23 protein-coding genes and 1 pseudogene are annotated in these 21,085 nt (G+C 73.2%); 10 read left to right on the top strand and 14 right to left on the bottom strand.

Going from position 1 to position 21,085, the window contains the following annotated elements:
• The first annotated feature begins 8 nt into the window (after positions 1-8).
• From QE401_RS16500 to QE401_RS16490, 3 genes are all read left to right on the top strand, one after another.
• Positions 9-1,259: an acyl-CoA dehydrogenase family protein gene (locus tag QE401_RS16500; protein ID WP_307139234.1), complete on the top strand. Its 1,251-nt coding sequence runs from the start codon at positions 9-11 to the stop codon at positions 1,257-1,259.
• On the top strand, positions 1,244-2,398 hold the full coding sequence (locus tag QE401_RS16495) for an acyl-CoA dehydrogenase family protein (RefSeq protein ID WP_307139233.1): 1,155 nt from the start codon (positions 1,244-1,246) through the stop codon (positions 2,396-2,398). Before QE401_RS16500 ends, QE401_RS16495 begins: the two co-directional genes overlap by 16 nt.
• A gap of 163 nt (positions 2,399-2,561) precedes the next feature.
• Positions 2,562-3,347, top strand: coding sequence for a hypothetical protein (locus tag QE401_RS16490; RefSeq protein ID WP_307139232.1), 786 nt, complete (start codon positions 2,562-2,564; stop codon positions 3,345-3,347).
• 119 nt (positions 3,348-3,466) lie between these two features.
• Here QE401_RS16490 and QE401_RS16485 read toward each other — a convergent pair whose 3' ends face one another.
• Both QE401_RS16485 and ubiA read right to left on the bottom strand, forming a co-directional pair.
• Entirely contained in the window at positions 3,467-4,114 is a 648-nt protein-coding gene (locus tag QE401_RS16485) for a class I SAM-dependent methyltransferase (RefSeq protein ID WP_307139231.1), read from the bottom strand.
• On the bottom strand, positions 4,111-5,046 hold the full coding sequence (ubiA, locus tag QE401_RS16480) for a 4-hydroxybenzoate octaprenyltransferase (protein WP_307139230.1): 936 nt from the start codon (positions 5,044-5,046) through the stop codon (positions 4,111-4,113). Before ubiA ends, QE401_RS16485 begins: the two co-directional genes overlap by 4 nt.
• Here ubiA and QE401_RS16475 point away from each other — a divergent pair.
• From QE401_RS16475 to QE401_RS16465, 3 genes are all read left to right on the top strand, one after another.
• Positions 5,039-5,767, top strand: a complete 729-nt coding sequence (locus tag QE401_RS16475; protein ID WP_307139229.1) for a 16S rRNA (uracil(1498)-N(3))-methyltransferase — start codon at positions 5,039-5,041, stop codon at positions 5,765-5,767. The genes ubiA and QE401_RS16475 overlap by 8 nt on opposite strands.
• 63 nt (positions 5,768-5,830) lie before the next feature.
• Positions 5,831-7,174 (top strand): glutamate--cysteine ligase, encoded by a 1,344-nt coding sequence (locus QE401_RS16470; RefSeq protein ID WP_307139228.1) that lies wholly within the window; start codon positions 5,831-5,833, stop codon positions 7,172-7,174.
• 73 nt (positions 7,175-7,247) lie between these two features.
• The gene (locus QE401_RS16465) at positions 7,248-7,724 is read left to right on the top strand and encodes a GNAT family N-acetyltransferase (protein ID WP_307139227.1); all 477 of its coding nucleotides are present in this window, start codon (positions 7,248-7,250) and stop codon (positions 7,722-7,724) included.
• On the opposite strand, the gene QE401_RS16460 is transcribed toward QE401_RS16465, so the two are convergent.
• Genes QE401_RS16460 through QE401_RS16450 form a run of 3 tightly spaced genes read right to left on the bottom strand, consistent with a single transcriptional unit; the run spans position 7,675 to position 10,798 of the window.
• Complete coding sequence (locus tag QE401_RS16460) at positions 7,675-8,436, bottom strand: adenosylcobinamide-GDP ribazoletransferase (protein ID WP_307139226.1); 762 nt, start codon at positions 8,434-8,436, stop codon at positions 7,675-7,677. The genes QE401_RS16465 and QE401_RS16460 overlap by 50 nt on opposite strands.
• Complete coding sequence (gene cobT, locus QE401_RS16455; protein WP_307140265.1) at positions 8,436-9,473, bottom strand: nicotinate-nucleotide--dimethylbenzimidazole phosphoribosyltransferase; 1,038 nt, start codon at positions 9,471-9,473, stop codon at positions 8,436-8,438. The genes QE401_RS16460 and cobT overlap by 1 nt, the downstream gene beginning before the upstream one ends.
• Positions 9,474-9,475: 2 nt before the next feature.
• Positions 9,476-10,798 (bottom strand): cobyrinic acid a,c-diamide synthase CobB, encoded by a 1,323-nt coding sequence (locus QE401_RS16450; RefSeq protein WP_307139225.1) that lies wholly within the window; start codon positions 10,796-10,798, stop codon positions 9,476-9,478.
• Positions 10,799-11,246: 448 nt separating this feature from the next.
• Here QE401_RS16450 and QE401_RS16445 point away from each other — a divergent pair, with 448 nt between their 5' ends.
• Together QE401_RS16445 and QE401_RS16440 are read left to right on the top strand one after the other, a co-directional pair.
• Positions 11,247-11,747, top strand: coding sequence for a hypothetical protein (locus QE401_RS16445; protein WP_307139224.1), 501 nt, complete (start codon positions 11,247-11,249; stop codon positions 11,745-11,747).
• On the top strand, positions 11,747-12,331 hold the full coding sequence (locus QE401_RS16440) for a hypothetical protein (RefSeq protein WP_307139223.1): 585 nt from the start codon (positions 11,747-11,749) through the stop codon (positions 12,329-12,331). Before QE401_RS16445 ends, QE401_RS16440 begins: the two co-directional genes overlap by 1 nt.
• A gap of 62 nt (positions 12,332-12,393) precedes the next feature.
• Here QE401_RS16440 and cobA read toward each other — a convergent pair whose 3' ends face one another.
• On the bottom strand, positions 12,394-13,191 hold the full coding sequence (gene cobA, locus QE401_RS16435) for a uroporphyrinogen-III C-methyltransferase (RefSeq protein ID WP_307139222.1): 798 nt from the start codon (positions 13,189-13,191) through the stop codon (positions 12,394-12,396).
• A gap of 14 nt (positions 13,192-13,205) precedes the next feature.
• Between cobA and QE401_RS16430 the strand changes: the two genes are divergently transcribed.
• Positions 13,206-14,318, top strand: coding sequence for a cobalt-precorrin-5B (C(1))-methyltransferase (locus tag QE401_RS16430; protein WP_307140264.1), 1,113 nt, complete (start codon positions 13,206-13,208; stop codon positions 14,316-14,318).
• A 122-nt stretch (positions 14,319-14,440) separates the two neighbouring features.
• On the opposite strand, the gene cobM is transcribed toward QE401_RS16430, so the two are convergent.
• From cobM to cbiE, 3 genes and pseudogenes are all read right to left on the bottom strand, one after another.
• Positions 14,441-15,187, bottom strand: coding sequence for a precorrin-4 C(11)-methyltransferase (gene cobM, locus QE401_RS16425; protein ID WP_307139221.1), 747 nt, complete (start codon positions 15,185-15,187; stop codon positions 14,441-14,443).
• The gene (locus QE401_RS16420) at positions 15,184-15,603 is read right to left on the bottom strand and encodes a cobalamin biosynthesis protein (RefSeq protein ID WP_307140263.1); all 420 of its coding nucleotides are present in this window, start codon (positions 15,601-15,603) and stop codon (positions 15,184-15,186) included. Before QE401_RS16420 ends, cobM begins: the two co-directional genes overlap by 4 nt.
• Positions 15,595-16,809: pseudogene (cbiE, locus tag QE401_RS16415) on the bottom strand (precorrin-6y C5,15-methyltransferase (decarboxylating) subunit CbiE); the annotation flags it as partial. The gene QE401_RS16420 and the pseudogene cbiE, both read right to left, overlap by 9 nt.
• Positions 16,810-16,820: 11 nt before the next feature.
• On the opposite strand from cbiE, the gene QE401_RS16410 reads away from it, so the two are divergent.
• Positions 16,821-17,576 carry a cobalt-precorrin-6A reductase gene (locus QE401_RS16410; RefSeq protein ID WP_307139220.1) on the top strand — a complete coding sequence of 252 codons (756 nt, stop codon included), beginning with the start codon at positions 16,821-16,823 and terminating at the stop codon, positions 17,574-17,576.
• On the opposite strand, the gene cobJ is transcribed toward QE401_RS16410, so the two are convergent.
• Genes cobJ through cobG form a run of 5 tightly spaced genes read right to left on the bottom strand, consistent with a single transcriptional unit; the run spans position 17,546 to position 20,973 of the window.
• The gene (gene cobJ, locus QE401_RS16405; RefSeq protein ID WP_307139219.1) at positions 17,546-18,304 is read right to left on the bottom strand and encodes a precorrin-3B C(17)-methyltransferase; all 759 of its coding nucleotides are present in this window, start codon (positions 18,302-18,304) and stop codon (positions 17,546-17,548) included. The two genes, QE401_RS16410 and cobJ, sit on opposite strands and share 31 nt — an antisense overlap.
• On the bottom strand, positions 18,301-18,444 hold the full coding sequence (locus QE401_RS16400; RefSeq protein ID WP_307139218.1) for a hypothetical protein: 144 nt from the start codon (positions 18,442-18,444) through the stop codon (positions 18,301-18,303). The genes cobJ and QE401_RS16400 overlap by 4 nt, the downstream gene beginning before the upstream one ends.
• On the bottom strand, positions 18,441-19,166 hold the full coding sequence (locus tag QE401_RS16395; RefSeq protein ID WP_307139217.1) for a precorrin-2 C(20)-methyltransferase: 726 nt from the start codon (positions 19,164-19,166) through the stop codon (positions 18,441-18,443). The genes QE401_RS16400 and QE401_RS16395 overlap by 4 nt, the downstream gene beginning before the upstream one ends.
• Positions 19,163-19,792, bottom strand: a complete 630-nt coding sequence (locus QE401_RS16390) for a precorrin-8X methylmutase (protein ID WP_307139216.1) — start codon at positions 19,790-19,792, stop codon at positions 19,163-19,165. The genes QE401_RS16395 and QE401_RS16390 overlap by 4 nt, the downstream gene beginning before the upstream one ends.
• Positions 19,789-20,973, bottom strand: a complete 1,185-nt coding sequence (gene cobG, locus QE401_RS16385; protein ID WP_307139215.1) for a precorrin-3B synthase — start codon at positions 20,971-20,973, stop codon at positions 19,789-19,791. The genes QE401_RS16390 and cobG overlap by 4 nt, the downstream gene beginning before the upstream one ends.
• Positions 20,974-21,085 lie beyond the last annotated feature (112 nt).

Below are 21,085 nucleotides of genomic sequence, written 5' to 3'. Positions count from 1 at the left end.
GCATCGCCATGGATCTGCGCTACACGCCCGAGGAAATCGCCTTCCGCGACGAGCTGCGGACGATCTTCCGCTCGAAGATTCCGGCCGAAATTCGCAAGAAGATCAGCGACGGCCACCATCTGACGCGCGACGAGATCGCGCAGTCGCACCGCATCCTGCATGCGGAAGGGCTGGCCACGCCGAACTGGCCGGTGGAATGGGGCGGCAAGGATTGGTCGCCCGTCCAGCGCTACATCTACAATGAGGAGGTGCTGGCCAACGCGGTGCCGATGCCGCTCTCCTTCAACGTCGCCATGGTCGGCCCGGTGATCGCCAATTTTGGCAGCCAGGAACAGAAAGAAAAATTCCTGCCGAAGACGGCGAGCCTCGACATCTGGTGGGCGCAGGGCTTCTCCGAGCCCGGCGCCGGCTCGGACCTCGCCAGCCTGAAGACCAGCGCGAAGCGCGAGGGCGACCACTATGTGGTCAATGGCCAGAAGACCTGGACCACCCTCGGCCAGTATGCCGACTGGATTTTTCTTCTGGTTCGTACCGATCCGGCCGCCAAGAAGCAGCAGGGCATCTCCTTCCTGCTGGTCGACATGAAGACGCCCGGCATCACCGTGCGCCCGATCATCACCATCGACGGCGCGCATGAGGTGAACGAGGTCTTCTTCGACGAGGTGAAGGTGCCGGCCGAGAACCTGGTCGGCGAGGAGAACAAGGGCTGGGACTACGCCAAGTTCCTGCTCTCCAACGAGCGCAGCAACATCGCCCGTATCGGCTTCTCCAAGGAGCGGCTGGCGATGATCAAGAGCCGCGCGCAGGAGACGCCCTCCGGCGACGGCACGCTGTGGGACGACGCCGATTTCCGCCGCCGCGTCGCCATCGCCGAGATCGAGATGAAGGCGCTGGAGATCACCCAGATGCGCGTCGTCGCCGCGCAGAAGCACCGAGCCTCGGACAAGCCGGACCCCAATTCCTCGATCCTGAAGATCAAGGGTTCCGAGCTGCAGCAGATGGCGACCGAGCTGATGCTGACCGTCGCCGGCCCCTATGCCGCCGCCATGCCGTCGCACTCGCACAACGAGCCGCCGGTCGGCCCCGACTGGGCGGAAGGCGTCGCGCCGCAATTCTTCAACTACCGCAAGGTCTCGATCTACGGCGGCTCGAACGAGATCCAGCGCAACATCATCGCCAAGGCCTTCCTCGGCTCTGTGAGGGGGCGCCGCCCCCTCCCACCCTTCTGTCACAGGAGACAGCCATGGATTTCGACCTGACCGAGGAACAGCGCCTGCTCAAGGACAGCGTGGACAGGCTGATCGCCGATTCCTACGGCGATTTCGAGAAGCGCAAGCACCACCAGGAGGATGCGAAGGGCTACAGCCCGGCGCTCTGGTCGCAATATGCCGAGCTCGGCCTGCTCGGCCTGCCTTTCACCGAGGAGCAGGGCGGCTTCGGCGGCGGCCCCGTCGAGACGATGATCGTCATGGAGGCGCTGGGCCGCGGCCTGGCGCTCGAGCCCTACCTGGCCAGCGTCGTGCTCGGCGGCGGCTTCCTGCGGCTGGGTGGCAGCGAGGCGCAGCGCGAGGCGCTGATCCCGGCGCTGGTCGAGGGCAGCGCCACCCTGGCCTTCGCGCAGATCGAGCGCCAGTCGCGCAACGACCTGCACGACGTCGCCACCACCGCCCGCCGCACCGCCGAGGGCTGGGTGCTGGATGGCGCCAAGAGCCTGGTGCTGCATGGCGACAGCGCCACGCATCTGATCGTCTCCGCCCGCAGCGCCGGCGGCCGGCGCGACCGCGACGGCATCTCTTTGTTCGTGGTGCCGGCCGATGCGCCGGGCATCAGCCGCCGCGGCTACGCCACCCAGGACGGGCTGCGCGCCGCCGAGATCCTGCTGGAGGGCACCACCCTGCCGGCCGAGGCCCTGCTGGGCGCGGAGGGCCAGGGTCTGGCGCTGATGGAGCGGGTGGTGGACATCGCGCTGGCCGCCCTCTGCGCCGAGGCCGTCGGCGCCATGGAGGCGCTGCACGAGCTGACGCTGGACTACCTGAAACAGAGAAAACAGTTCGGCACCACCATCGGCAGCTTCCAGGCGGTGCAGCACCGCGCCGCCGACATGCTGGTGGCGCTGGAGCAGGCGCGCTCCATGGCGATGTATGCGGCGATGATGGCCGAGCATCCGGACCCGGCGGTGCGCCGCCCGGCCATCGCGGCGGCCAAGGCGCTGGTCAACCGCTCGGCCGAGCTGGTGGGCAAGGAGGCGATCCAGCTGCATGGCGGCATCGCCATGACCATGGAGTACAAGGCCGGCCACTATTTCAAGCGGCTGACCATGCTGATCGGCCAGTTCGGCGAGACCGACCAGCATGTGCGGCTGGTGGCCGAGGCCGGCGGCCTGCCCAGCGCGGCCTGAGCCATAGAACCGGGCGTGGCGGTGCCGCGCCCGGTCGGTTCGGTTCGGCAACACCGCTGTGCCTGACACGAACGCGTGAGAGATTTACAGAGCGTTACACGTCCCGGTGAAGCCGCGGGCGGGGCCGTTTCGCGTCTTCGGCGGCGGGACTAGGTGAGGGGCCATGACGACCCCATCCTCGATCCCCTTCCCCGAGCGGCCGCTGACGGTCCATCCGCCGGTCTCCGCTGTGCGCTCCATGCTCGGCCTCGTGCTGGGAATTGTCATCGGCATCGGCATCTGGGTGCTGGTGGCGATGTGGCTGGGCCCCAGCCTGTCCACGGATTTCGCCCTGCGCAGCAGCGGGCAGCCCGCCGCCAGCGGGCGGATCGAGGATGGCCGCTGCCGCAGCAAGCTGTTCCTCGTCACCTGCGATGTCACCATCACGGCGCGGCCGGACGGCATGACGCGGGTCGAGAACCGCGCGCATTACCTGTTCCTCGATGTCCACAGCGGCGACTACAGCAGCGGCGTGCTCTACGATCCGGGCAACCCCGAGCTGCTCTCCACCGAGCTCGGCATGCGCATGCTGTGGAACCGCGTGATCTGCGCCCTGGCGCTGCTGCTGCTCGGTGTCGCCAGTGTCTTCGCCGGCGTGAAGCAGTGGTTCAGCAATGCCGCGCTGCGCCGCCGCATCCACGACCAGTTCGCGCATAAGCGCATGCGCCCGGTGCCGGCGCGGCTGCTGGAGGCGGGCGGCGTGAAATGGGTCGTGGCCGACCCCGCCGGCCAGGCGCATGCCTGGGCGGTGCCGGCCAAGTCGCGCCCCTTCTTCCTGGATGGCGAGCATGTGCTGGCCGTCACCCCGGCCGAGCCGCCCCCGGGCCAGGTGCCGATGCTGTTCCCGCTGGACGAGAAGCTGCGCTGGGTCGACCTGACGCCGGAGGAGCGCGCCGCGCTGCAGGCCTGAGTCTTTCCGCCCCCTGGCCGCCCCCTGGGCCGCCCCCTGGGCCGCCCGCCGGGCGGCGCAGGCCCGGCATCGCCGCAACAGCATCCGGAAGGGGGAGACCCCTTCCGGATGTTGTCGTTTCAGGCGCCGACCCGGAAAATGGTGACGACGCGCTCCTCGCGGTCCTCCAGCTCGCGCGTCACCGGCACGCTGTGGCGGCCGATCTCCCGCAGCCCCTGCTTCGGCAGATAGGCGCGGCCGGGATCGGCCAGCAGCACCTCCGCCCCGTCGGCCGCCAGGCGGCGCAGCCAGGGCATGATATGGCCGGTCATCGGCGCCTCGTAGCAGACATCGCCGGCCAGCACCGTGTCCCAGCGCCGTGGCGCGCCCACCACATCGCCCACCGCCGCCTGCACCGCGACGCCATTGTGGCCGGCATTCAGCGCGATGGCGGCGATGGCCAGCGGGTCGATCTCGGCCGCCTCCACCAGGGCCGCGCCGGCCCGCGCGGCGGCGATGGCGGCGAGCCCGCCGCCGGCGGCGAAATCCAGCACCCGCCGCCCCGCGACATCGATCCCGCCATCCAGGATCATGCGCGCCAGCACCTGGCTGCCCGGCCAGGCGAAGGCCCAGAAGGGCGGCTCGATGTTCTTCTCGGTCAGCCACTCCTCGCTGGCCTGCCAGATCGGCGTGATCTCGGTGGCCAGGTACAGCTCGACCTCCGGCACCAGGGCCGGGCGGGCCAGGGCGGTATGGGCGGTGATGAAGCCGGCGGCGTCCGGCCTCACAGCCGGCCCGCCAGGAAGGCGAGGGCGACCAGCAGCCCGGCCTCGCGGTTGCTGCGGAACAGCGCCAGGCAAAGGGCGGGGTCGTGGATGTCAAGGGCGCGGATCTGCCGCAGCAGCAGCAGCGCCGCCGGCAGCAGCGCGGGATAGAACAGCCAGCCCATGCCGGCCATGGCGCCGGCCGCCAGCAGCAGCGCCAGCATGCCGCCATAGAAGACGATCAGCGCGGTCCGCGTGCGCTCGGCGAAGAAGCGCGCCGTGCTGCGGATGCCGACCAGCGCGTCATCCTCGCGGTCCTGATGGGCGTAGATCGTGTCGTAGCCGAGGATCCACAGGAAGGCCGCGGCGTAGAGCAGCAGCCCCGGCGCATCCAGCCGGCCGGTCGCCGCCGCATAGCCCATCGGCGCCGCCCAGGAGAAGGTCAGCCCCAGCACCGCCTGCGGGAAATCGGTGACCCGCTTGGCCAGCGGATACAGCGCCACGGGCACCAGCGACACCACGCCGAGCAGCCAGCAGAACGGGTTCAGCTGCAGCAGGATGGCTAGGCCGATCGCCAGCAGCAGCGCCAGGAAGGCCAGCGCCTGGCGCGGCCGCACCGCGCCCGAGGCCAGCGGCCGCCCCGCCGTGCGCGTCACCTGCCGGTCCAGGTCGCGGTCCCAGAGGTCGTTCACCACGCAGCCCGCGCCGCGCATCACCACCGAGCCGATGGCGAACAGCAGCGCCAGCCACAGCCCGGTGCCCCAGCTGGGTGCGGCCATGGCGAAGGCCCAGAGCCCGGGCAGGAAGAGCAGCCAGGAGCCGATCGGCCGGTCCAGCCGCATCAGCAGCGCATAGGGCCGTGCGCCGGGGGGGAGTTGCGCGACCCAGCCGAGCGCGCGGATATCGGTGTGCGGAATCACGCGCCCATTAGCCTCGCCGGAGTGTGCCATGTCCATCCCACGCCTGCATGTCGCGGCCGATCTGGCCGAGGGGGCCGAGATCCCGGGCGAGCCCGGCCAGGGCCATTACCTCGGCCAGGTGATGCGCCGGAAGGAGGGCGACCCGGTCCACCTGTTCAACGGCCGCGACGGGGAATGGCAGGCCTCCATCGCCACCCTGCGCAAGGACCGCGTGCAGTTCCGCCCCGAATCGCGGCTGCGCCCGCAGCGCTCCGGCCCCGATCTCCGCCTGCTGCTGGCCCCGGTGAAGCGCGACGCCATGGACTGGATCGTCGAGAAGGCGACCGAGCTCGGCGTGCGCAGCATCCGCCCCGTCTTCACCGCCCGCTGCGTCATCGGCCGGGTCAATCTGGAGCGCCTCTCCAGCATCGCGCGCGAGGCGGCGGAGCAGTGCGAGCGGCTGGACATCCCCGAGATCGCCGCGCCGCTCGACCTGCATGCGGCGCTCGACGCCTGGGATGGCGCGCCGCTGCTGGTGGGGGATGCGCGCGGCAAAGCACCATCGCTGAGCGTGGTTCTGGCCGGCAAGGCACCCCCGCTCGGGCTTCTGGTCGGGCCCGAAGGGGGTTTCACGGACCAGGAGCTTGACGCGGTGCGCCGGCGCCCCTTTGTTTCACCGGCTGCGCTCGGCCCGCGCATCCTGCGGGCGGAGACGGCAGCGGTCGCGGGACTCGCCGTGCTGCAGGCATTGGCGGGGGACTGGGCCGCTCCCTCCTGAGCTTTACTCTCCCCCCAGCCACGCCGGGCGCCCTGCCCGGGCCCGGGCGCACGGAAGGTGACCATGTCGAATCCCGGCGAGGCCGATCTCACGCCGATCCATTCCGTGCGGCAACTGGCCGAGTGGTTCGCGCAGGGCAGCAAGCCCCGCGCCGATTGGCGTATCGGCACCGAGCACGAGAAATTCGGCTTCCGCCACGCCGACCTCCTGCCGCCACCCTATGAGCCGGGCGGCATCCGCGCCCTGCTGGAGGGCCTGGCCGCGCGCGGCTGGGAGCCGATCCTGGACCGCGGCAACCCGATCGGGCTGAAGCAGGGCGGCGCCTCGATCAGCCTGGAGCCGGGCGGGCAGTTCGAGCTCTCCGGCGCGCCGCTGCCCGATCTGCACGGCACCGAAGCCGAGCTGGCGGCGCATCTGGAGGAGACCCGCGCGGTCGCCGGCGCGCTGGGCCTCGGCTTCGCGCCGCTCGGCTTCCACCCGCTGGCGACGCGCGAGGCGATGCCCTGGATGCCGAAGGGCCGCTACGCCATCATGCGGCAATACATGCCGCGCGTCGGCGCCATGGGCCTCGACATGATGCTGCGCACCTGCACCGTGCAGGTGAACCTCGATTTCGGCGACGAGGCCGACATGGTCGAGAAGCTGCGCGTCTCCCTCGCCCTGCAGCCGCTGGCCACCGCCCTCTTCGCCAATTCCCCCTTCCGCGAGGGCCGGCCGAACGGGCTGCGCAGCTTGCGCGGCCGCGTCTGGACCGAGACCGACCCGGACCGCACCGGCATCCCCCCCGTCGCCTTCGAGGAGGGCTTCGGCTTCGAGCGCTTCGCCCAGCATGTGCTCGACGTGCCGATGTATTTCATCATGCGCGACGGCGCCTGGATCGACGCCACCGGCTCGACCTTCCGCCAGTTCATGGCGCGCGGCCTGCCCGGCCATCCGGGCATCGAGGCGACGATGGGCGACTGGGCCGACCACGTCACCACCGTCTTCACCGATGTCCGCCTGAAGCGCTTCCTGGAGATGCGCGGCGCCGATGCCGGCAGCCCGGCGATGATGGTCGCGCTCTCGGCCTTCTGGACCGGGCTGCTCTATGACGATTCGGCGCAGAAGGCCGCCGCCGCCCTGGTCCGCCCCTGGCCGGTGGCCAGCCTGCAGGCGCTGCGCATCGCCGCGCCCGAAGGCGGGCTGACCACCGACTTCCAGGGCCGCACCCTGCGGGACCTCGGCCGCGACGTCGTGGCCATCGCCCGCGACGGGCTGAAGGCGCGCGGCCTGGGCGAGGAACGCCATCTCGACCCGCTCGACGCCATCCTCGACTCGGGCGAAACCCAGGCGGACCACTGGCTGCGCCGCTACCGCGAGGCCTGGGGCGGCGATGTGTCGAAGATCTTTGCCGAAGCGGCGGTCTGACGGCTTCTGGGGAGGCTCCGCCTCCCCAGACCCCTCCGCCGGGGGGACAGGGTCCCCCCGGACCCCGCCATCCGTGGCCGCGCCTGCGGACAGGGCGCTGCTGCAGGACATGCTGGCGCGGTACAGAACCGAAATGGGCGAGCCGCCCGATGATCCCTGGCTCGACAGCTACTGGGCGGAGGCGGGGCGGCTGCCCTTCCTGCTGTGCGAGGGCAGGGCGGTGGCGGGCTTCGCCCTGGTCAATCGCTGGTCCTGCCTCGGCCTGCCGCTCGACCACGCCATGGCCGAATTCTACGTGGCGCCCGCGCATCGTCGCTCCGGGCTGGGGCGCTGGGCCGCGCGCTGGCTGTTTGCTGCCCTGCCCGGCCAGTGGGAGGTGGCCGCCCTGCCCACGGCCCTGCCGTTCTGGCGCGCCACCGTGCCCTCTGGCGCCACCGAGACCCCGCAGCCCCACGCTCTGGTCCTGCGTTTCCGCACCGAAGGCGGGGTCCGGGGGGATCCTATCCCCCCGGCGGGGGTCCAGGGGGCAGCGCCCCCTGGCCGAGGCTGATCGCCGCGCACTCGGCCACCAGGGCGGTGGCGCCCAGGACATCCCCGGTGTGCCCGCCGATTTGTTTCCGCGCCAGCCAGCTCATGCCGCCGCCCATGGCCAGGGCGGCCAGGATGGCTGCGGGCGGCAGCAGCGCGGCTCCGATGACCAAGCCCAGGGCGGTTCCCGCCAGCAGCGCCGCGCGTGGCGGCTTGCCCAGCCCCGCCGCCAGCCCATCGGTGCGCGCCGGCGGCAGCAGGCCGAGCGGCAGCAGCATCGCCGCGCGGCCCAGCGCGCCGGCGCCGGCCATCAGCGCCACCGGATGTTCCGCCCCGGCCAGGCCCAGGCCGCGCGTGGCGAGCGCCAGCATCAGCGCCAGGGCGCCGAAGCTGCCGATGCGGCTGTCGCGCATGATGGCCAGCTTGCGCTCCGCGCCGCGGCCGCCGCCGAAGCCGTCGGCGGTGTCGGCCAGCCCGTCCTCATGCAGCGCGCCGGAGGCCAGCAGCAGCACGGCGATGGCCCAGGGCGCGGCCAGCGCCGGCGGCATCCCGGCCGCCACCAGCGCCCACTGCACCGCGCCGCAGAACGCGCCCAGCGCGCCGCCCACCAGCGGATAGGCCCAGACGGCGCGGGCATGACCCTGGGGCTCGGCGGGGAAGGGCAGGCGGCCCAACGGCAGGCGCGTCAGCAGGCCGAGCGCGGCGCAGAGCTCCTCCAGCCGGGCGCGCAGCATCAGGCGGGGCCGGCGATGCCGGCTTCCTCGAAGCTCGCCATGCCGCTGTGGCAGGCCAGCGCCGCCCGCAGCAGCGGGATGGCGAGCGCGGCGCCCGAGGCCTCGCCCAGCCGCATGCCGAGATCGAGCAGCGGCGCCTTGCCCAGAGCCGCCAGCAGCCGGCGGTGCCCCGCCTCGGCCGAGCAATGGCCCACCTCGGCATGGTCCAGCCCGCCGGGGGCCAGGCGCGCCAGCGGCGCCACGGCGGCGCAGCTGGTGAAGCCGTCCAGCAGCACCGGCACGCCGCGCAGCCGGGCGGCGAGCGCCGCGCCCAGCATCGCCGCCAGCTCATGCCCGCCCAGGCGGCGCGCCACCTCCAGCGGGTCTGAGAGCGCCGCGCGATGGCAGGCGAGGCCGGCCTCGATCACCGCCTGCTTGCGGGCGAGCCCCGCATCATCGATGCCCGTGCCGCGCCCGGCCCAGTCGCCACCACCACCGAACAGGGCGGCGGCCAGGGCGGCGCCGGCGGTGGTGTTGGCGATGCCCATCTCGCCCAGCGCCAGCAGGTCGGTGTCCGGCGCCAGCGCGGCGGCGCCCTGGCGCAGGGCGGCGAGGAATTCGGCCCCGGTCAGCGCCGGGGCTTCGGTGAAATCGGCGGTGGGCTGGTCCAGCCGCAGCGGCACCACGCGCAGATCGGCGCCGGCGGCGCGGCAGAGCTGGTTGATGGCGGCGCCGCCGGCGGTGAAATTCGCCACCATCTGCGCCGTGACCGCGGCCGGGTAGGGCGAGACGCCGCGCGACGCCACCCCGTGATTGCCGGCGAAGACCAGCACCTGCACCCGCTCCAGCCGCGGCATGGCGCGGCCCTGCCAGCGGCCGAGCCAGCCGGCCAGCGCCTCCAGCCGGCCGAGGCTGCCGGGCGGCTTGGTCAGGCGGGCCTGGCGGGCGGCGATGGCGGCATCGGCCGCCGCATCGCCGGGCGGCGGGGCCAGCGCCGCGGCGCGCAGCGCTTCCAGGCTGGCGAAGGGCGTGGAAAGATCCTGGGGCAGGGCGGGCAGGGTCACGGGCGCGCCTCCTCCTCGGTGGCGATGGCGTGGAAGAAGCTGCCGGAGACCAGGCCGCGCCGCCCGCCGCCCTCGCCGATCGGCCGGCCGGCGGCGTCCTCCAGGCTGGCGAAGGGGGCGTCCTGCCCGGCCTCGGTGACGGTCGCGTAGTGGAATTCATGGCCGCGCAGCAAGCTGCCGGCGCGCCCCAGCGGGCCGTCCGCCAGCAGCCGCGCGGCGCGGTAGCCGAGCGTCATGCGGCGGCGGGCGAAGCTGGTGGCGTGGCCGAGCAGCCCGGCCATGGCGTGGCGCCTGCCGCCGGCATCCTCCAGCCCCTGGCCCAGCAGCATGTAGCCGCCGCATTCGCCATGCACGGGCCGGGTTTCGGCGAAGCGGCGCAGCCCGGCCAGGAAGCGTGTGGCGGCGGCCAGCCGGCCGGCCTGCAATTCGGGATAGCCGCCGGGCAGCCAGCAGGCATCGGCCGAGTCGTCCGGCGCCTGGTCGGCCAGCGGCGAGAAGGGCAGCAGCTCGGCCCCCGCCTGCCGCCAGCCCGCCACCACATGCGGGTAGAGGAAGGAAAAAGCATCGTCCTGCGCGATGGCGATGCGCTGGCCCGGCGGCGGCAGCGGCGGGGCGGCGCCGGCGGCGAGCGCGGGCAGGGGCTCGGCGGCGGCGGCGATGGCGTCGAGGTCCAGCTCGGCCTCGGCCAGCGCGGCCAGGCGGTCCAGCAGGGCCGGCAGGTCGCCCTGCTCGCGCGCCTGCACCAGGCCCAGATGCCGCTCCGGCAGGGCGATGCCGGGCTCGCGCGGCAGCGCGCCCCAGACCGGCAGGCCGGCGGCGGCGATGGCGCCGGCGGCGCCGGCGCGGTGGCGCGGGCTGGCGACGCGGTTCAGCACCACCCCCGCCAGCCGCACCCCGGGATGGTGGGTGGCGAAGCCACGCGCCACCGCGCCGGCCGATTGCGACTGGCCGGAGACGTCGAGCAGCAGCAGCACCGGCAGGCCGAAGCGGGCGGCGAGGTCGGCGGCGCTGCCCTGGCGGCCCGGCGCCTCGCCCGCGCCGTCGAACAGCCCCATGGCGGATTCGACCAGCAGCAGGTCGAGCCCCGCGGCGGCGCGGGCGGCGACCGAGTCGAGCAGGGCGGGGCGCATCGCCCAGCTGTCGAGATTGGGGCTGGGGCGGCCGCAGGCGGCCTCGTGGAAGGCGGGGTCGATATAGTCGGGGCCGGATTTGGCGCCGCCCACCGCCAGGCCGCGCCGGCGGAAGCCGGCCAGCAGCGCCATGGTCAGCGTGCTCTTCCCCGCGCCCGAGCGCGGCGCTGCGATCACCAGCCCCCGCATGCCTGCCTCTCCCGCCGCCTCGCGGCCAGGGTTTAGCACCGGGGGCGCCGCGCGCCAGGGCGGTGGGGCGCGGCCGGCCCCCGCCCCGGGGTGAAGTGCAGACGGCACCGTAGCTATTCGGTGTAACAAGTTGATTTCTTGTAAGCGTAAACGGCCAGATTCCTGTTTCTCGCCCTTGCCCAGCCCTGGCCTGTCACGGTATGCGAACGCTGGGCCGGCCGGCCCCGACCCCGCCCCGCGAGGGCGTGGGGGTGGTGGCCACGGCCCCGTCGCTTCGCCTTTCAATTGTCCCAGTCCGCCGCCGCAATCGCGCGCAGCATCAAGAACGGAGAGGAAAGGGGCATGGTCCAGCGCCACCCGCTTTCGAAACTGCATCAGGCCGCCACGTCCAGCCGGGGGCCGCCGCCTGTGCCGCCAGGGCCTGGCCGGGCTGCTGGCGCTCAGCACCGTGTTCGCCTCCTCTGCCGCCATGGCCGCGCCGTTCCGCTGCGCCAGCGAAGAGCAGCAGAAGATGTTCGAGCTGTCGGCGCTGAAGACGGAGCTGATGGTCGTCGCCACCAATTGCGACACCGAGGACGCCTACAACGCCTTCATCGAGCGTTACCGGAGCGACCTCAGCCGCAACGACATGGCGGTGATCCAGCACTTCACCGGCCGCGACCGCAACGCCGGCCGGCGTGCCAATGACGCCTTCATCACCAACCTGGCGAATGCCCGGTCGCAGGAAGCCAACCGCATCGGCGCCGATTTCTGCGCCCGCAATGCGCGGCTGTTCCGCGAGGTGATGGCGCTGCCCTCCGCCGCCGAGCTGGCCTCCTACGCCGCCTCGAAGGACCTGCTGCCGGCGACGCTGGGCAATTGCACGACCAGCGCCTCGGCCGCCGCCGCGACGCCGGCGCGCTCGACCACCCAGGCGCGCGCCAACGCGACCCGCCGGGCGGCCCGTTGATGCGTTCGGCTACGCTCTGGGCGGTGCTCGCCCTGCCTGCCCTGCTCGCCGCCTGCGCCAAGCCGCCTGGTCCGGCGGCCGTGACGGCCTCCCGCCTGCCGGTCTACGCCGTGGACCTGCAGGGCAAGGCCGCGCTCTGCACCGTGCCGAACGACCAGCCGCGGCTGACCGACGGCCAGCAGACCGAAATCGCCATGACCATCGGCAATGATGGCGGCTGGTGCGGCGCCAATGTCGCCAAGCCGGGGCCGGAGCCCTTCGATGCCGGCCTGCTGACGGCGCGCCCCGCCAATGGCCGGGCCCGGGTGCAGAGCGTGGGGGATTACACCCGCATCGACTACATCCCGGATCCGGGCTTCGTGGGCACCGACAGCTTCACGGTGCGGCTGCTGCCCGGCTCCACCTCGGTGAAGCTGAACGTGACGGTGCAGGCGGTGGCCGCGCCGGCCGCGACGCCGGCCGCCGCCCCGGCCGCCGCCGCCCCGGTGGTGACGCCGCGCGTCACCGCGCCGCCGGCGACCTCGAACACCAGCCCGCGCAGCAGCGGCAACACCAACACCCGCCGCAGCAACACCAATCGCTGAGATTGGCGGCGACGCCACGGACCGGCCCGGGGGACCCTGTCCCCCGGGCCTTTTTCATGCGCTCACGCCGCGCCGGGGGCCAGCAGGGCGCGGGCGCGCACCACCGCGCCCAGCACCACCACCGCCGGGCCGGCGAGCCCCGCCGCCCGCACCGCGCCGGGCATGTCTGCCAGTGTCGTCTCCAGCACCTGCTGCTCTGGCGTCGTCGCGGCGCGGACCACGGCGGCCGGTGTGCCGGGCGGCATGCCCGCCGCCAGCAGCGACTCGGCGATCGCCTCCAGCCGCCGCATCGCCATGTAGAGCACCAGGGGCTGGCCGAGCCGCGCCAGCGCCGCCCAGTCCAGCGCATCCGGGGCGCCATCGGGCGCATGGGCGGTGGCCAGCGTCACCGCCTGGGCGGCGCCGCGCAGCGTGGCCGGGATGCCGGCCGCCGCCAGCCCGGCCAGCCCCGCCGTCAGCCCGGGCACCACGCGGCAGGGGATGCCGGCCTCGGCCAGCGCCATCGCCTCCTCCGCGCCGCGGCCGAACACGTAAGGGTCGCCGCCCTTCAGCCGCACCACGCGCTTCCCCTCCCGCGCGCCGGCCACCAGCGCCGCGATGATATCGGCCTGCTTCGCCGAGGGCTGGCCACCGCGCTTGCCCATGAAGCGCCGCTCCGCGCCCTCGGGCGCCAGGGCCAGGATGCGCGGGTCCACCAGCTCGTCATGCACCAGCAGCTCGGCCTGGGCGAGGCCGGCCAGCGCCTCCAGCGTCAGCTTCGCCGGGTCGCCCGGCCCGGCGCCGACCAGCCAGACCTGGCCGGGGCGGAGTTCGGGCGGGGCCTCCCCCAGCAGGGCGGCGAGATGCTCTAATCGGGTCATGCCGCGTGCTCCGGATGACAGGGGCGGGGGTGGGGGATAAAGCTGGCGGCGTGCCGCAGGAAGACCCTCCGCTGCGCCGGGGCTGGACCACCGGCGCCTGTGCCACGGCGGCGGCCAAGGCCGCCTATGCCGCGCTGCGCGATGGCGCCTTCCCCGACCCGGTCACCATCACCTTGCCGCGCGGCGAGCGCCCGGCCTTCGCCCTGGCCGAATCTTTTTTTCAGTTGGACGGCGCGGCGCGTGCGGGGGTGGTCAAGGACGCCGGCGACGACCCGGATGTCACCCATGGCGCGCTGATCCGCGCCACGGTGCGTTTGCTCCCGCCGGGCTCCGGCGTGGTGTTCGCGGCCGGGGAGGGGGTGGGTACCGTGACGCTCCCCGGCCTGCCGCTGCCGCCGGGCGAGCCCGCCATCAACCCGGTGCCGCGCGCCATGATCTGCGCCGCTTTGGCCGAGGTGGCGGGGGCGGAGGCGGATGCGCAGGTCGAGATCTCGATCCCCGGCGGCGAGGCGCTGGCGCAGAAGACCATGAATCCGCGCCTGGGCATTCTGGGCGGGCTGTCGGTGCTGGGGACGACGGGGGTGGTGGTGCCCTATTCCTGCGCCGCCTGGATCCATTCGATCCATCGCGGGGTGGATGTGGCGCGGGCGGCGGGGCTGCGCCATGTGGCGGGCGCCACCGGCAGCACCTCGGAAGACGCCGTGCGCCGGCTGCACGCCCTGCCGGAGCAGGCGCTGATCGACATGGGCGATTTCGTCGGCGGCATGCTGAAATACCTGCGCGCCCATCCGGTGGCGCGGGTGACGGTGGCGGGGGGCCTCGCCAAGCTGACCAAGCTGGCCCAGGGGCGGCTGGATTTGCATTCGCGCCGCGGCGGGGTGGATCTGCCGGCGCTGGCGGCGCTGGCGCGGGAGGCAGGTGGGAGCGCGGCGCTGGAAGCGCGCATCGCCGGCGCCAACACCGCGCTGGAGGCGTTCCGCCTGGCCGAGGCCGAGGGGGTGGCGCTGCCCCAGGCGGTGGCGGACCGGGCGCGGGCGGTGGCCGCCGCCGTGGTGGAGGGTGCGCCGGTGGCGGTGGATGTGGCGCTGTTCGGGCGGGATGGGGCGCTGCTGGCGGTCAGTCAGTAAAGGGTTCTTTTTTGAAAAAAAGAACCAAAAAACTTTTGGCAGTTTGGCGTCCCGCTGTGCCGGGAGACGGCGGCAGCCTGAAAAAGTCTTTTTGCTTCTTTTTCTTCAGAAAAAGAAGATTACTATCTGAATCTTCTCTGATATTCAGTAGAATATAAAGCGCTTTCCGTTTGCGCTTCGCGAAGACCTGGCCCCACGAAGATGATCGCCGTCCGTTCGGCGGGCTCCTTCGCCATCTCCGCCTCGATGCGGCCGAGCGTCGCGCGCACCACGCGTTCCTCCGGCCAGGAGGCGCGCACCACCACCGCCACGGGGCAGTCCTCGCCATAGAGCGGCGCCAGGCGCTGCACGATCTGCGGCAAAGCGTGGATCGCCAGATGCAGCGCCAGGGTCGCGCCGGTGGCGCCGAAGCCCTCCAGCGTCTCGCCCCCCGGCATGGGGGAGGCGCGGCCGGAGACCCGCGTCAGCACCAGGCTCTGCGCCACGGAGGGGATGGTCAGCTCCCGCCCCAGCGTCGCGGCGGCGGCGGCGAAGGCGGGCACGCCGGGGGTGACGGTGTAGGGAATGCCGTGGCGTTCCAGCCGGCGGATCTGCTCGCCCATGGCGGACCAGACCGAGAGGTCGCCGGAATGCAGCCGCGCCACATCCTGCCCCGCCGCATGGGCGCGGAGGTATTCGGCCTCGATCGCGTCGAGGTCGAGCGGCGCGGTGTCCACCAGCCGCGCCCCCGGCGGGCAATGCGCCAGCAGCGCCGGCGGCACGATGGAGCCGGCATAGAGGCAGACCGGGCAGGCGGCCAGAAGATCGCGCCCGCGCAGCGTGATGAGGTCCGCCGCCCCCGGCCCGGCGCCGATGAAATGCACGGTCATGTCTCGGACTCCGTCGAAAGGGCGCAGCTGACCCCGCTGCCATCGATGCGCGCCAGCACCAGCCGCCCGCCCTGCGCCAGCGCGCAGCCCTCCGCCACCGAGGCGATGCCGGTGGCGCGCAGCGAGGCCTCGGAGCGCGAGGGGCAGCGGCCCTGGACCGCCAGCAGCGCGTCGCGGTCGATGAACACCACGGGAAGGCCGAGGCTGTCGGCGGCGAAGGACAAGGCCTCGGCGCCCTCGCGGAAGGCGGGGGCGGCGAGGCGGGCGACGCGATGGCCCGACAATTCCTCGGCGCGGCGGATCAGCGCGACGAGATCAGGGCCGGTGGCAGAGGGGCGCAAGCCAAGACCGGCCGTGGCCAGGGGCGCTGCCCCTGGACCCCGCTGGGGAGACAGGGTCTCCCCAGACCCCGCCATCGGTTTGGCAACGGCGTATTGGACGACCGTCATCGCGGGGCGGTAGCCGTGGAAGCCGCCCACCCGGTCCAGCCGCTCGACGCCGATCCGCGTCAGCTCCCCGCCCCAGCGGCCGAAGGCCGACAGCAGCACCATCTCGGTCTCCACCGTGACGGCATTGGCCACCAGGCGGCCGCCCGGGCGCAGCGCGGCCCAGGCCGCCTCCAGCACCCCAGGCCGGCTGGCGCCGCCGCCCAGGAAGATGGCATCCGGCTGCGGCAACCCCTCGAACCCCTGCGGCGCGGCGGCCTCGACCAGCTCCAGCCCCGGCACGCCGAACTGCGCGGCATTGCGCGCGGCGCGGGCCAGCCGGTCCGGCTTCGGCTCCAGCCCGATGGCGCGGTTCGCCGGGTGCCGCAGCAGCCATTCGATGGCGACCGAGCCGCTGCCACACCCCACATCCCACAGCAGCTCGCCCTGCCGCGGCGCCAGCGCCGCCAGCGTCACCGCCCGGACCTCGCGCTTGGTGATCTGCCCGTCATGCTCGAACAGGCTCTCATCCAGCCCCGCCGCCAGCGGCAGGATGCGCGCGCCCGGACCCGGCATCACCTCCAGCGCCAGCAGGTTCAGCGGATCGGGCCGCAGCGCAAAGCCGCGCGCCTCGGCGACGCGGACCCGTTCGCGCGGGCCACCCAGCGCCTCCAGCAGATGCAGCCGCGTCGGGCCGAAGCCATGCCGTTCCAGCAGCGCGGCCACCTCCGCGGGCGTCGAGGCATCGGCCGACAGCGCCAGGATGCGCGCCCCCGGCTGAAGCAACGGGAGCAGACGCTCTACCGGCCGCCCACAGAAAGAAATCGTGGCGCAATCCTGCAGCGCCCAGCCCAGCCGCGACGCGGCCAGCGAGAAGGCGGAAGGCGCCGGCAGCGTCACGAACTCCCCAGGCTCCAGCTGCCGCGCCAGCGTGGTGCCGATGCCGAAGCAGAACGGGTCGCCCGAGGCCAGCACGACGGTCGGCCGCCCGCGCCGGGCGAGCAGCGCCGGGATTCCCTCCAGCATCGGGCTCGGCCAGGGGTGGCGCTCGCCGCGGATCAGCGGCGCGGCCAGCGCGATCTGCCGCGCCGCGCCGAACACCGCCTCCGCCCCGGCCAGCAATGTCGCGGCGGCGGGGGAGAGGCCCTCGACGCCGTCCTCGCCGATGCCCAGGATGGTCAGCCACGGAGTGTTCATCTCGAGGGACTATGCGCGTTCTGCTGCTGGGGGGAACCGGCGAGGCCACGGGCCTGGCCCGTGCCTTGGCCGAGGATAACCGATACCAGGTGACGGTTTCCTTGGCAGGAATCACCCGCGCGCCGCGCCCGCTGCCCCTGCCGACGCGGCTGGGCGGCTTCGGCGGCGCCGGGGGCCTGGCCGACTACCTGCGCGCCGAGCGCATCCAGGCGCTGCTGGACGCCACCCACCCCTTCGCCGCGCGCATCACCGCCAATGCCGCCCAGGCGGCCGGGGCCACCGGCGCGCCGCTGCTGCGCCTGCACCGCCCCGCCTGGATGCCCGGCGCGGGCGACGATTGGACGGAACACCCCGACATGCCGTCCCTGGCCGCCGCGCTGGGCGACACCCCGCGCCGCGTGCTGCTGACCATCGGCCAGAAGGAGCTGGCCGCCTTCCGCGCCGCGCCCTGGCACCATTACGTCATCCGCAGCGTCGACCCGCCCGACCCGGCCCTGCTGCCGCCGCGCGCCGAGGTGCTGACCGCCACCGGCCCCTTCGCCCTGGAGGAGGAGCGCGCTTTGCTGCGCCGCCATGGCATCGAGCGCATCGCCAGCAAGAATTCCGGCGGTGCCGCGACGGCGGCCAAGCTGGTGGCGGCGCGGGAGCTGGGCGTGCCCGTGCATCTGCTGGCCCGCCCGCCGCTGCCGCCCGGCCTGCCCGTGGTGGAGGATGCGGCGGATGCGCTCGCCTGGCTTCATGCCCGGCGCGCCGAGCGCGGCGCGTAGAGCCAGGGACGCTTCCCCTCGCCCCGCGCCACCAGCCGGCTTTCCGCCGTGCCGATCAGCACCAGGCTGCGCATGTCGGCGGCCTCCGGCACCACCTCCGCCAGCGTGGTCAGCGCCAGCCGCTCCTCCGGCCGGCTGATGGCGGTGGCGATGGCCACCGGCACGCTGCCCGGCAGGATCGCCCGCAGCAGATCAAACGCCCGGCCGAGCTGCCAGGGGCGGGCCTTGGAGATCGGGTTGTAGAGGGCGATGACAAAGCCCGCCCCCGCCGCCGCATTCAGGCGCTTTTCCACCAGCTCCCACGGCTTGAGATTGTCGGAGAGCGAGATGGCGCAGAAATCATGCCCGAGCGGCGCGCCCAGCCGCGCCGCGGCGGCGAACATGGCCGACAGCCCCGGCAGCACGGCGATGTCCAGCGCGCGCCATTCGGGCGGGCCCTGTTCCAGCGCCTCGAACACCGCGCTGGCCATGGCGAAGACGCCCGCATCACCGGAGGACACCACCGCCACCCGCGCGCCGGACGCCGCCAGCGCCAGCGCATGCGCCGCGCGCTCCAGCTCCTGCCGATTGTCGGTGGCGTGGCGGCGCTGGCCGGGATGCGCCGGCACCCGCGCGACATAGGGGGCGTAGCCGATGATGTCGGTGGCCTCGGCGAGCGCCGCCGTCGCTTCGGGGGTGCGGAGGTCTTCGGCGCCGGGGCCTAAGCCAATGATCTTCAGCCAGTTCATGGAAGAACTTCTTTTTCTGAAGAAAAAGAAGCAAAAAGACTTTTTTCAGGCTGCCGCCATCTCTCGTCCAGGCGGGACGCCAAACTGACAAAAGTTTTTTGGTTCTTTTTTTCAAAAAAGAACATGTTCTCTTCTGTCATCTCACACCCTGCCGCCCCGGAATCAGCACCAGCGCGAAATACGGCGCCGGGCTGTCATCCCGCTCGGCAAGCTTCATCACCACCTCGCCTGGCATGGTGCCGCGCTCGGCATAGATGGCGCGCGGCAGCAGGCCGGTGTGTTCCAGCACCGCGCGCAGCTTGGGCAGGTTGCGGCCGAGCTTCATCACCACGGCGGCGTCGCAGCGCTGCAGCGCCTCGGCCAGCTCGGCCTCCGGCATGGTGGCGGGCAGCACCGAGAGAACATCATCGCCATGCACCATCGGCGCGGCGGCGCGCGACCAGCAGCCCGACATGGCGGTGATGCCGGGCGTCACCTCCACCGCGAAGCGCCCGCGCAGCCGGTCGAACAGATACATGGCCGAGCCGTAGAGGAAGGGATCCCCCTCGCAGAGCAGCGCCACCTCCTCGCCGGCCGAGAGGCGCCCGGCCAGGCGTTCGGCGCATTCGTCGTAGAATTCGCCCATGCCGCCGGCATAGCGCGCATCCTCGACGGAGAGCTCGGTGGTGTAGGGGTATTCGAAGCGCAGCGCCTCGGCCGCCGGGTTCAGATGCGGCGTGGCGATGGTGACGGCATGGCCCGCCCGCCCGCGCTTGGCGAAGAAGGCATAGGACGGCGCGCGGCCCAGGATGCGCGCGGCGCGCAGCGTCACCAGCTCCGGATCGCCGGGGCCCACGCCCACGATGTGCAGCACGCCGCTCATTCGCGCTCCATCGCCAGCGCGTTGACGGCGGCCACCGCCATGGCGCTGCCGCCCTGCCTTCCTTCCACGATCATCCAGGGCACGCGGTTCCACGCCGCCAGCGCCGCCTTGGATTCGGCGGCGCCGACGAAGCCCACCGGCAGGCCGATGATGGCGGCGGGAGGCGGCGCGCCGGCATCGATCAGCTCCAGCAGGTGGAACAGCGCCGTCGGCGCATTGCCGATGGCGACGACGGCGCCGCGCAGCCTTTCGCCCCAGAAATCCAGCGCGGCGGCGGAGCGGGTGTTGCCGATGGCGCGCGCATGATCGGGCACGCGCGGATCGTCCAGCAGGCAGAGGATCTCGTTCGCCGCCGGCAGGCGCGGGCGGGTGATGCCCTGCGCCACCATCTTGGCGTCGCACAGCACCGGCGCGCCGGCGCGCAGCGCGCTTTCCGCAGCCTGGGTGAAGCCGGGGGCGAAGCGGATATGGCGCGCCACCTCGACCAGCCCGCAGGCATGGATGACGCGCACTGCCACCCGCGCCTCGGCCGGGGAGAAGACGGTGAGATCGGCCTCCGCCCGGATGGTGGCGAAGGATTTCTCATAGATCGCCGCGCCGTCGCGGATGTAGTCGTAGCCGCTCATTCTTTTTCCAGTTCGGCCGCCGCCTCGGCGAGGGTGAGTCCGCTGCGCAGCGGCGTGTCGCCGGCGCGGGCCTGGCGCAGCAGGGCATAGCCCCCCGGCGCCGCCACCAGCACCGCCGCCGCCGGCGCGGGGTGCGCGCAGCCTTTGGCGCAGCCCGAGAGATGCAGCAAGCCCCGCCCCGGCACCGCGCCCTGCGCCAGCAGCGCCCGCGCATCCTGCCGCACCGGGGCCAGGCCGCTGGCGCAGCCCTCCGAGCCGGGGCAGGCCACGATGCGCCGGCGCGGATCGGCCGGGTCGGTGACCCAGCCCAGGGCCGCCGCCGCCAGCGCCGCCGGCTGCGTCACACCGCCGAGCAGCACGGCGCGCCAGGGCGTCAGGCGCAGCATGCCATCGCCGAAGCGCTCGGCCAGATCGGCCAGGGCGAGCAGCCCGGCCCCGTCCAGCACGCCGAATTCCGGCATCAGCCCGAAGGCGCCGCGCGCCCCGCCCGGATAGGGGTGGAAGCCCAGCACCTCCGGCGCGGATGCGGCAGCCGCGGGCGCAGCCTCCGGCACCAGCCCGGCGGCGGCGAACAGCGCGGCGGCGCCGAGCTGCGCCACCGCGCCGCGCATGCGCCTGGCACCGCTGGCGCGGAACGCCTCCACCAGCGCCGCGACCTGCCCCGGCGTGGCGCCGCGCGCCTGCCAGGGGGCCTCCTGCAGCCGCAGCCAGGCGGTGCCATCGCCGGCCAGGCGCAGGGTGATGTCGCCCTCCACCCCCGCCAGCGGCAGCACGCCGCCGGCCTCCAGCACCAGGCCGAACTTGCCCGGCAGGGTGCCCGCCTCCTCCAGCACCCCGGTCAGCGCATCCCGCCAGCCCAACGCCGCAGCCGGGATCGTCGGGTCATCCCCCAGCAGCGGCGAGGCGATGAGGTTGCGCCGCGCCTCCCGCCCCGGATCGGCATCGGCCAGCCCGGCGGCGACCAGCGCCTGGGCCAGCGCCGGGGCGCCCTCCGCGCTGGCGCCGCGCAATTGCAGGTTGGCACGGTTGGTCAGCTCGATGGCGCCGGGGGCGATGGCCGCCAGGGCGCGCGCCTGCGCCACGCTCAGCCGCCCGCCAAAGGGCTTCACCCGCAGCAGCACGCCATCGCCCGTGTCCATCGGGGCGTGGAGGGTGGGGCACCAGCCCTTCACGGATGACATGAGAAGGGAGCCTTTTCAGGAAGATCTTCTTTTCTGAAGAAAAGAAGCAAAAGACTTTTTTCAGGCTGCCGCCGTCTCCCGTCACAGCGGGACGCCAAACTGACAGAAGTTT

It is taken from the genome of Pseudoroseomonas cervicalis (assembly GCF_030818485.1).
Lineage (GTDB): Bacteria > Pseudomonadota > Alphaproteobacteria > Acetobacterales > Acetobacteraceae > Pseudoroseomonas > Pseudoroseomonas cervicalis_A.
The sequence above is the reverse complement of the archived record's forward strand: the minus strand, read 5'-3'. Positions and strand labels throughout refer to the sequence as shown.

Excerpts from the sequence above, each read along its gene's own strand:
- QE401_RS16500 (WP_307139234.1), top strand. The coding sequence starts at position 9 with ATGGATCTGCGCTACACGCCCGAGGAAATCGCCTTCCGCGACGAGCTG.
- QE401_RS16495 (WP_307139233.1), top strand. The coding sequence starts at position 1,244 with ATGGATTTCGACCTGACCGAGGAACAGCGCCTGCTCAAGGACAGCGTG.
- QE401_RS16490 (WP_307139232.1), top strand. The coding sequence starts at position 2,562 with ATGACGACCCCATCCTCGATCCCCTTCCCCGAGCGGCCGCTGACGGTC.
- QE401_RS16475 (WP_307139229.1), top strand. The coding sequence starts at position 5,039 with ATGTCCATCCCACGCCTGCATGTCGCGGCCGATCTGGCCGAGGGGGCC.
- ubiA (WP_307139230.1), bottom strand. The coding sequence starts at position 5,046 with ATGGACATGGCACACTCCGGCGAGGCTAATGGGCGCGTGATTCCGCAC.
- QE401_RS16470 (WP_307139228.1), top strand. The coding sequence starts at position 5,831 with ATGTCGAATCCCGGCGAGGCCGATCTCACGCCGATCCATTCCGTGCGG.
- QE401_RS16460 (WP_307139226.1), bottom strand. The coding sequence starts at position 8,436 with ATGCTGCGCGCCCGGCTGGAGGAGCTCTGCGCCGCGCTCGGCCTGCTG.
- QE401_RS16450 (WP_307139225.1), bottom strand. The coding sequence starts at position 10,798 with ATGCGGGGGCTGGTGATCGCAGCGCCGCGCTCGGGCGCGGGGAAGAGC.
- QE401_RS16440 (WP_307139223.1), top strand. The coding sequence starts at position 11,747 with ATGCGTTCGGCTACGCTCTGGGCGGTGCTCGCCCTGCCTGCCCTGCTC.
- cobA (WP_307139222.1), bottom strand. The coding sequence starts at position 13,191 with ATGACCCGATTAGAGCATCTCGCCGCCCTGCTGGGGGAGGCCCCGCCC.
- QE401_RS16430 (WP_307140264.1), top strand. The coding sequence starts at position 13,206 with ATGACAGGGGCGGGGGTGGGGGATAAAGCTGGCGGCGTGCCGCAGGAA.
- cobM (WP_307139221.1), bottom strand. The coding sequence starts at position 15,187 with ATGACCGTGCATTTCATCGGCGCCGGGCCGGGGGCGGCGGACCTCATC.
- QE401_RS16420 (WP_307140263.1), bottom strand. The coding sequence starts at position 15,603 with ATGGCGGGGTCTGGGGAGACCCTGTCTCCCCAGCGGGGTCCAGGGGCA.
- QE401_RS16410 (WP_307139220.1), top strand. The coding sequence starts at position 16,821 with ATGCGCGTTCTGCTGCTGGGGGGAACCGGCGAGGCCACGGGCCTGGCC.
- cobJ (WP_307139219.1), bottom strand. The coding sequence starts at position 18,304 with ATGAACTGGCTGAAGATCATTGGCTTAGGCCCCGGCGCCGAAGACCTC.
- QE401_RS16400 (WP_307139218.1), bottom strand. The coding sequence starts at position 18,444 with ATGACAGAAGAGAACATGTTCTTTTTTGAAAAAAAGAACCAAAAAACT.
- QE401_RS16395 (WP_307139217.1), bottom strand. The coding sequence starts at position 19,166 with ATGAGCGGCGTGCTGCACATCGTGGGCGTGGGCCCCGGCGATCCGGAG.
- QE401_RS16390 (WP_307139216.1), bottom strand. The coding sequence starts at position 19,792 with ATGAGCGGCTACGACTACATCCGCGACGGCGCGGCGATCTATGAGAAA.
- cobG (WP_307139215.1), bottom strand. The coding sequence starts at position 20,973 with ATGTCATCCGTGAAGGGCTGGTGCCCCACCCTCCACGCCCCGATGGAC.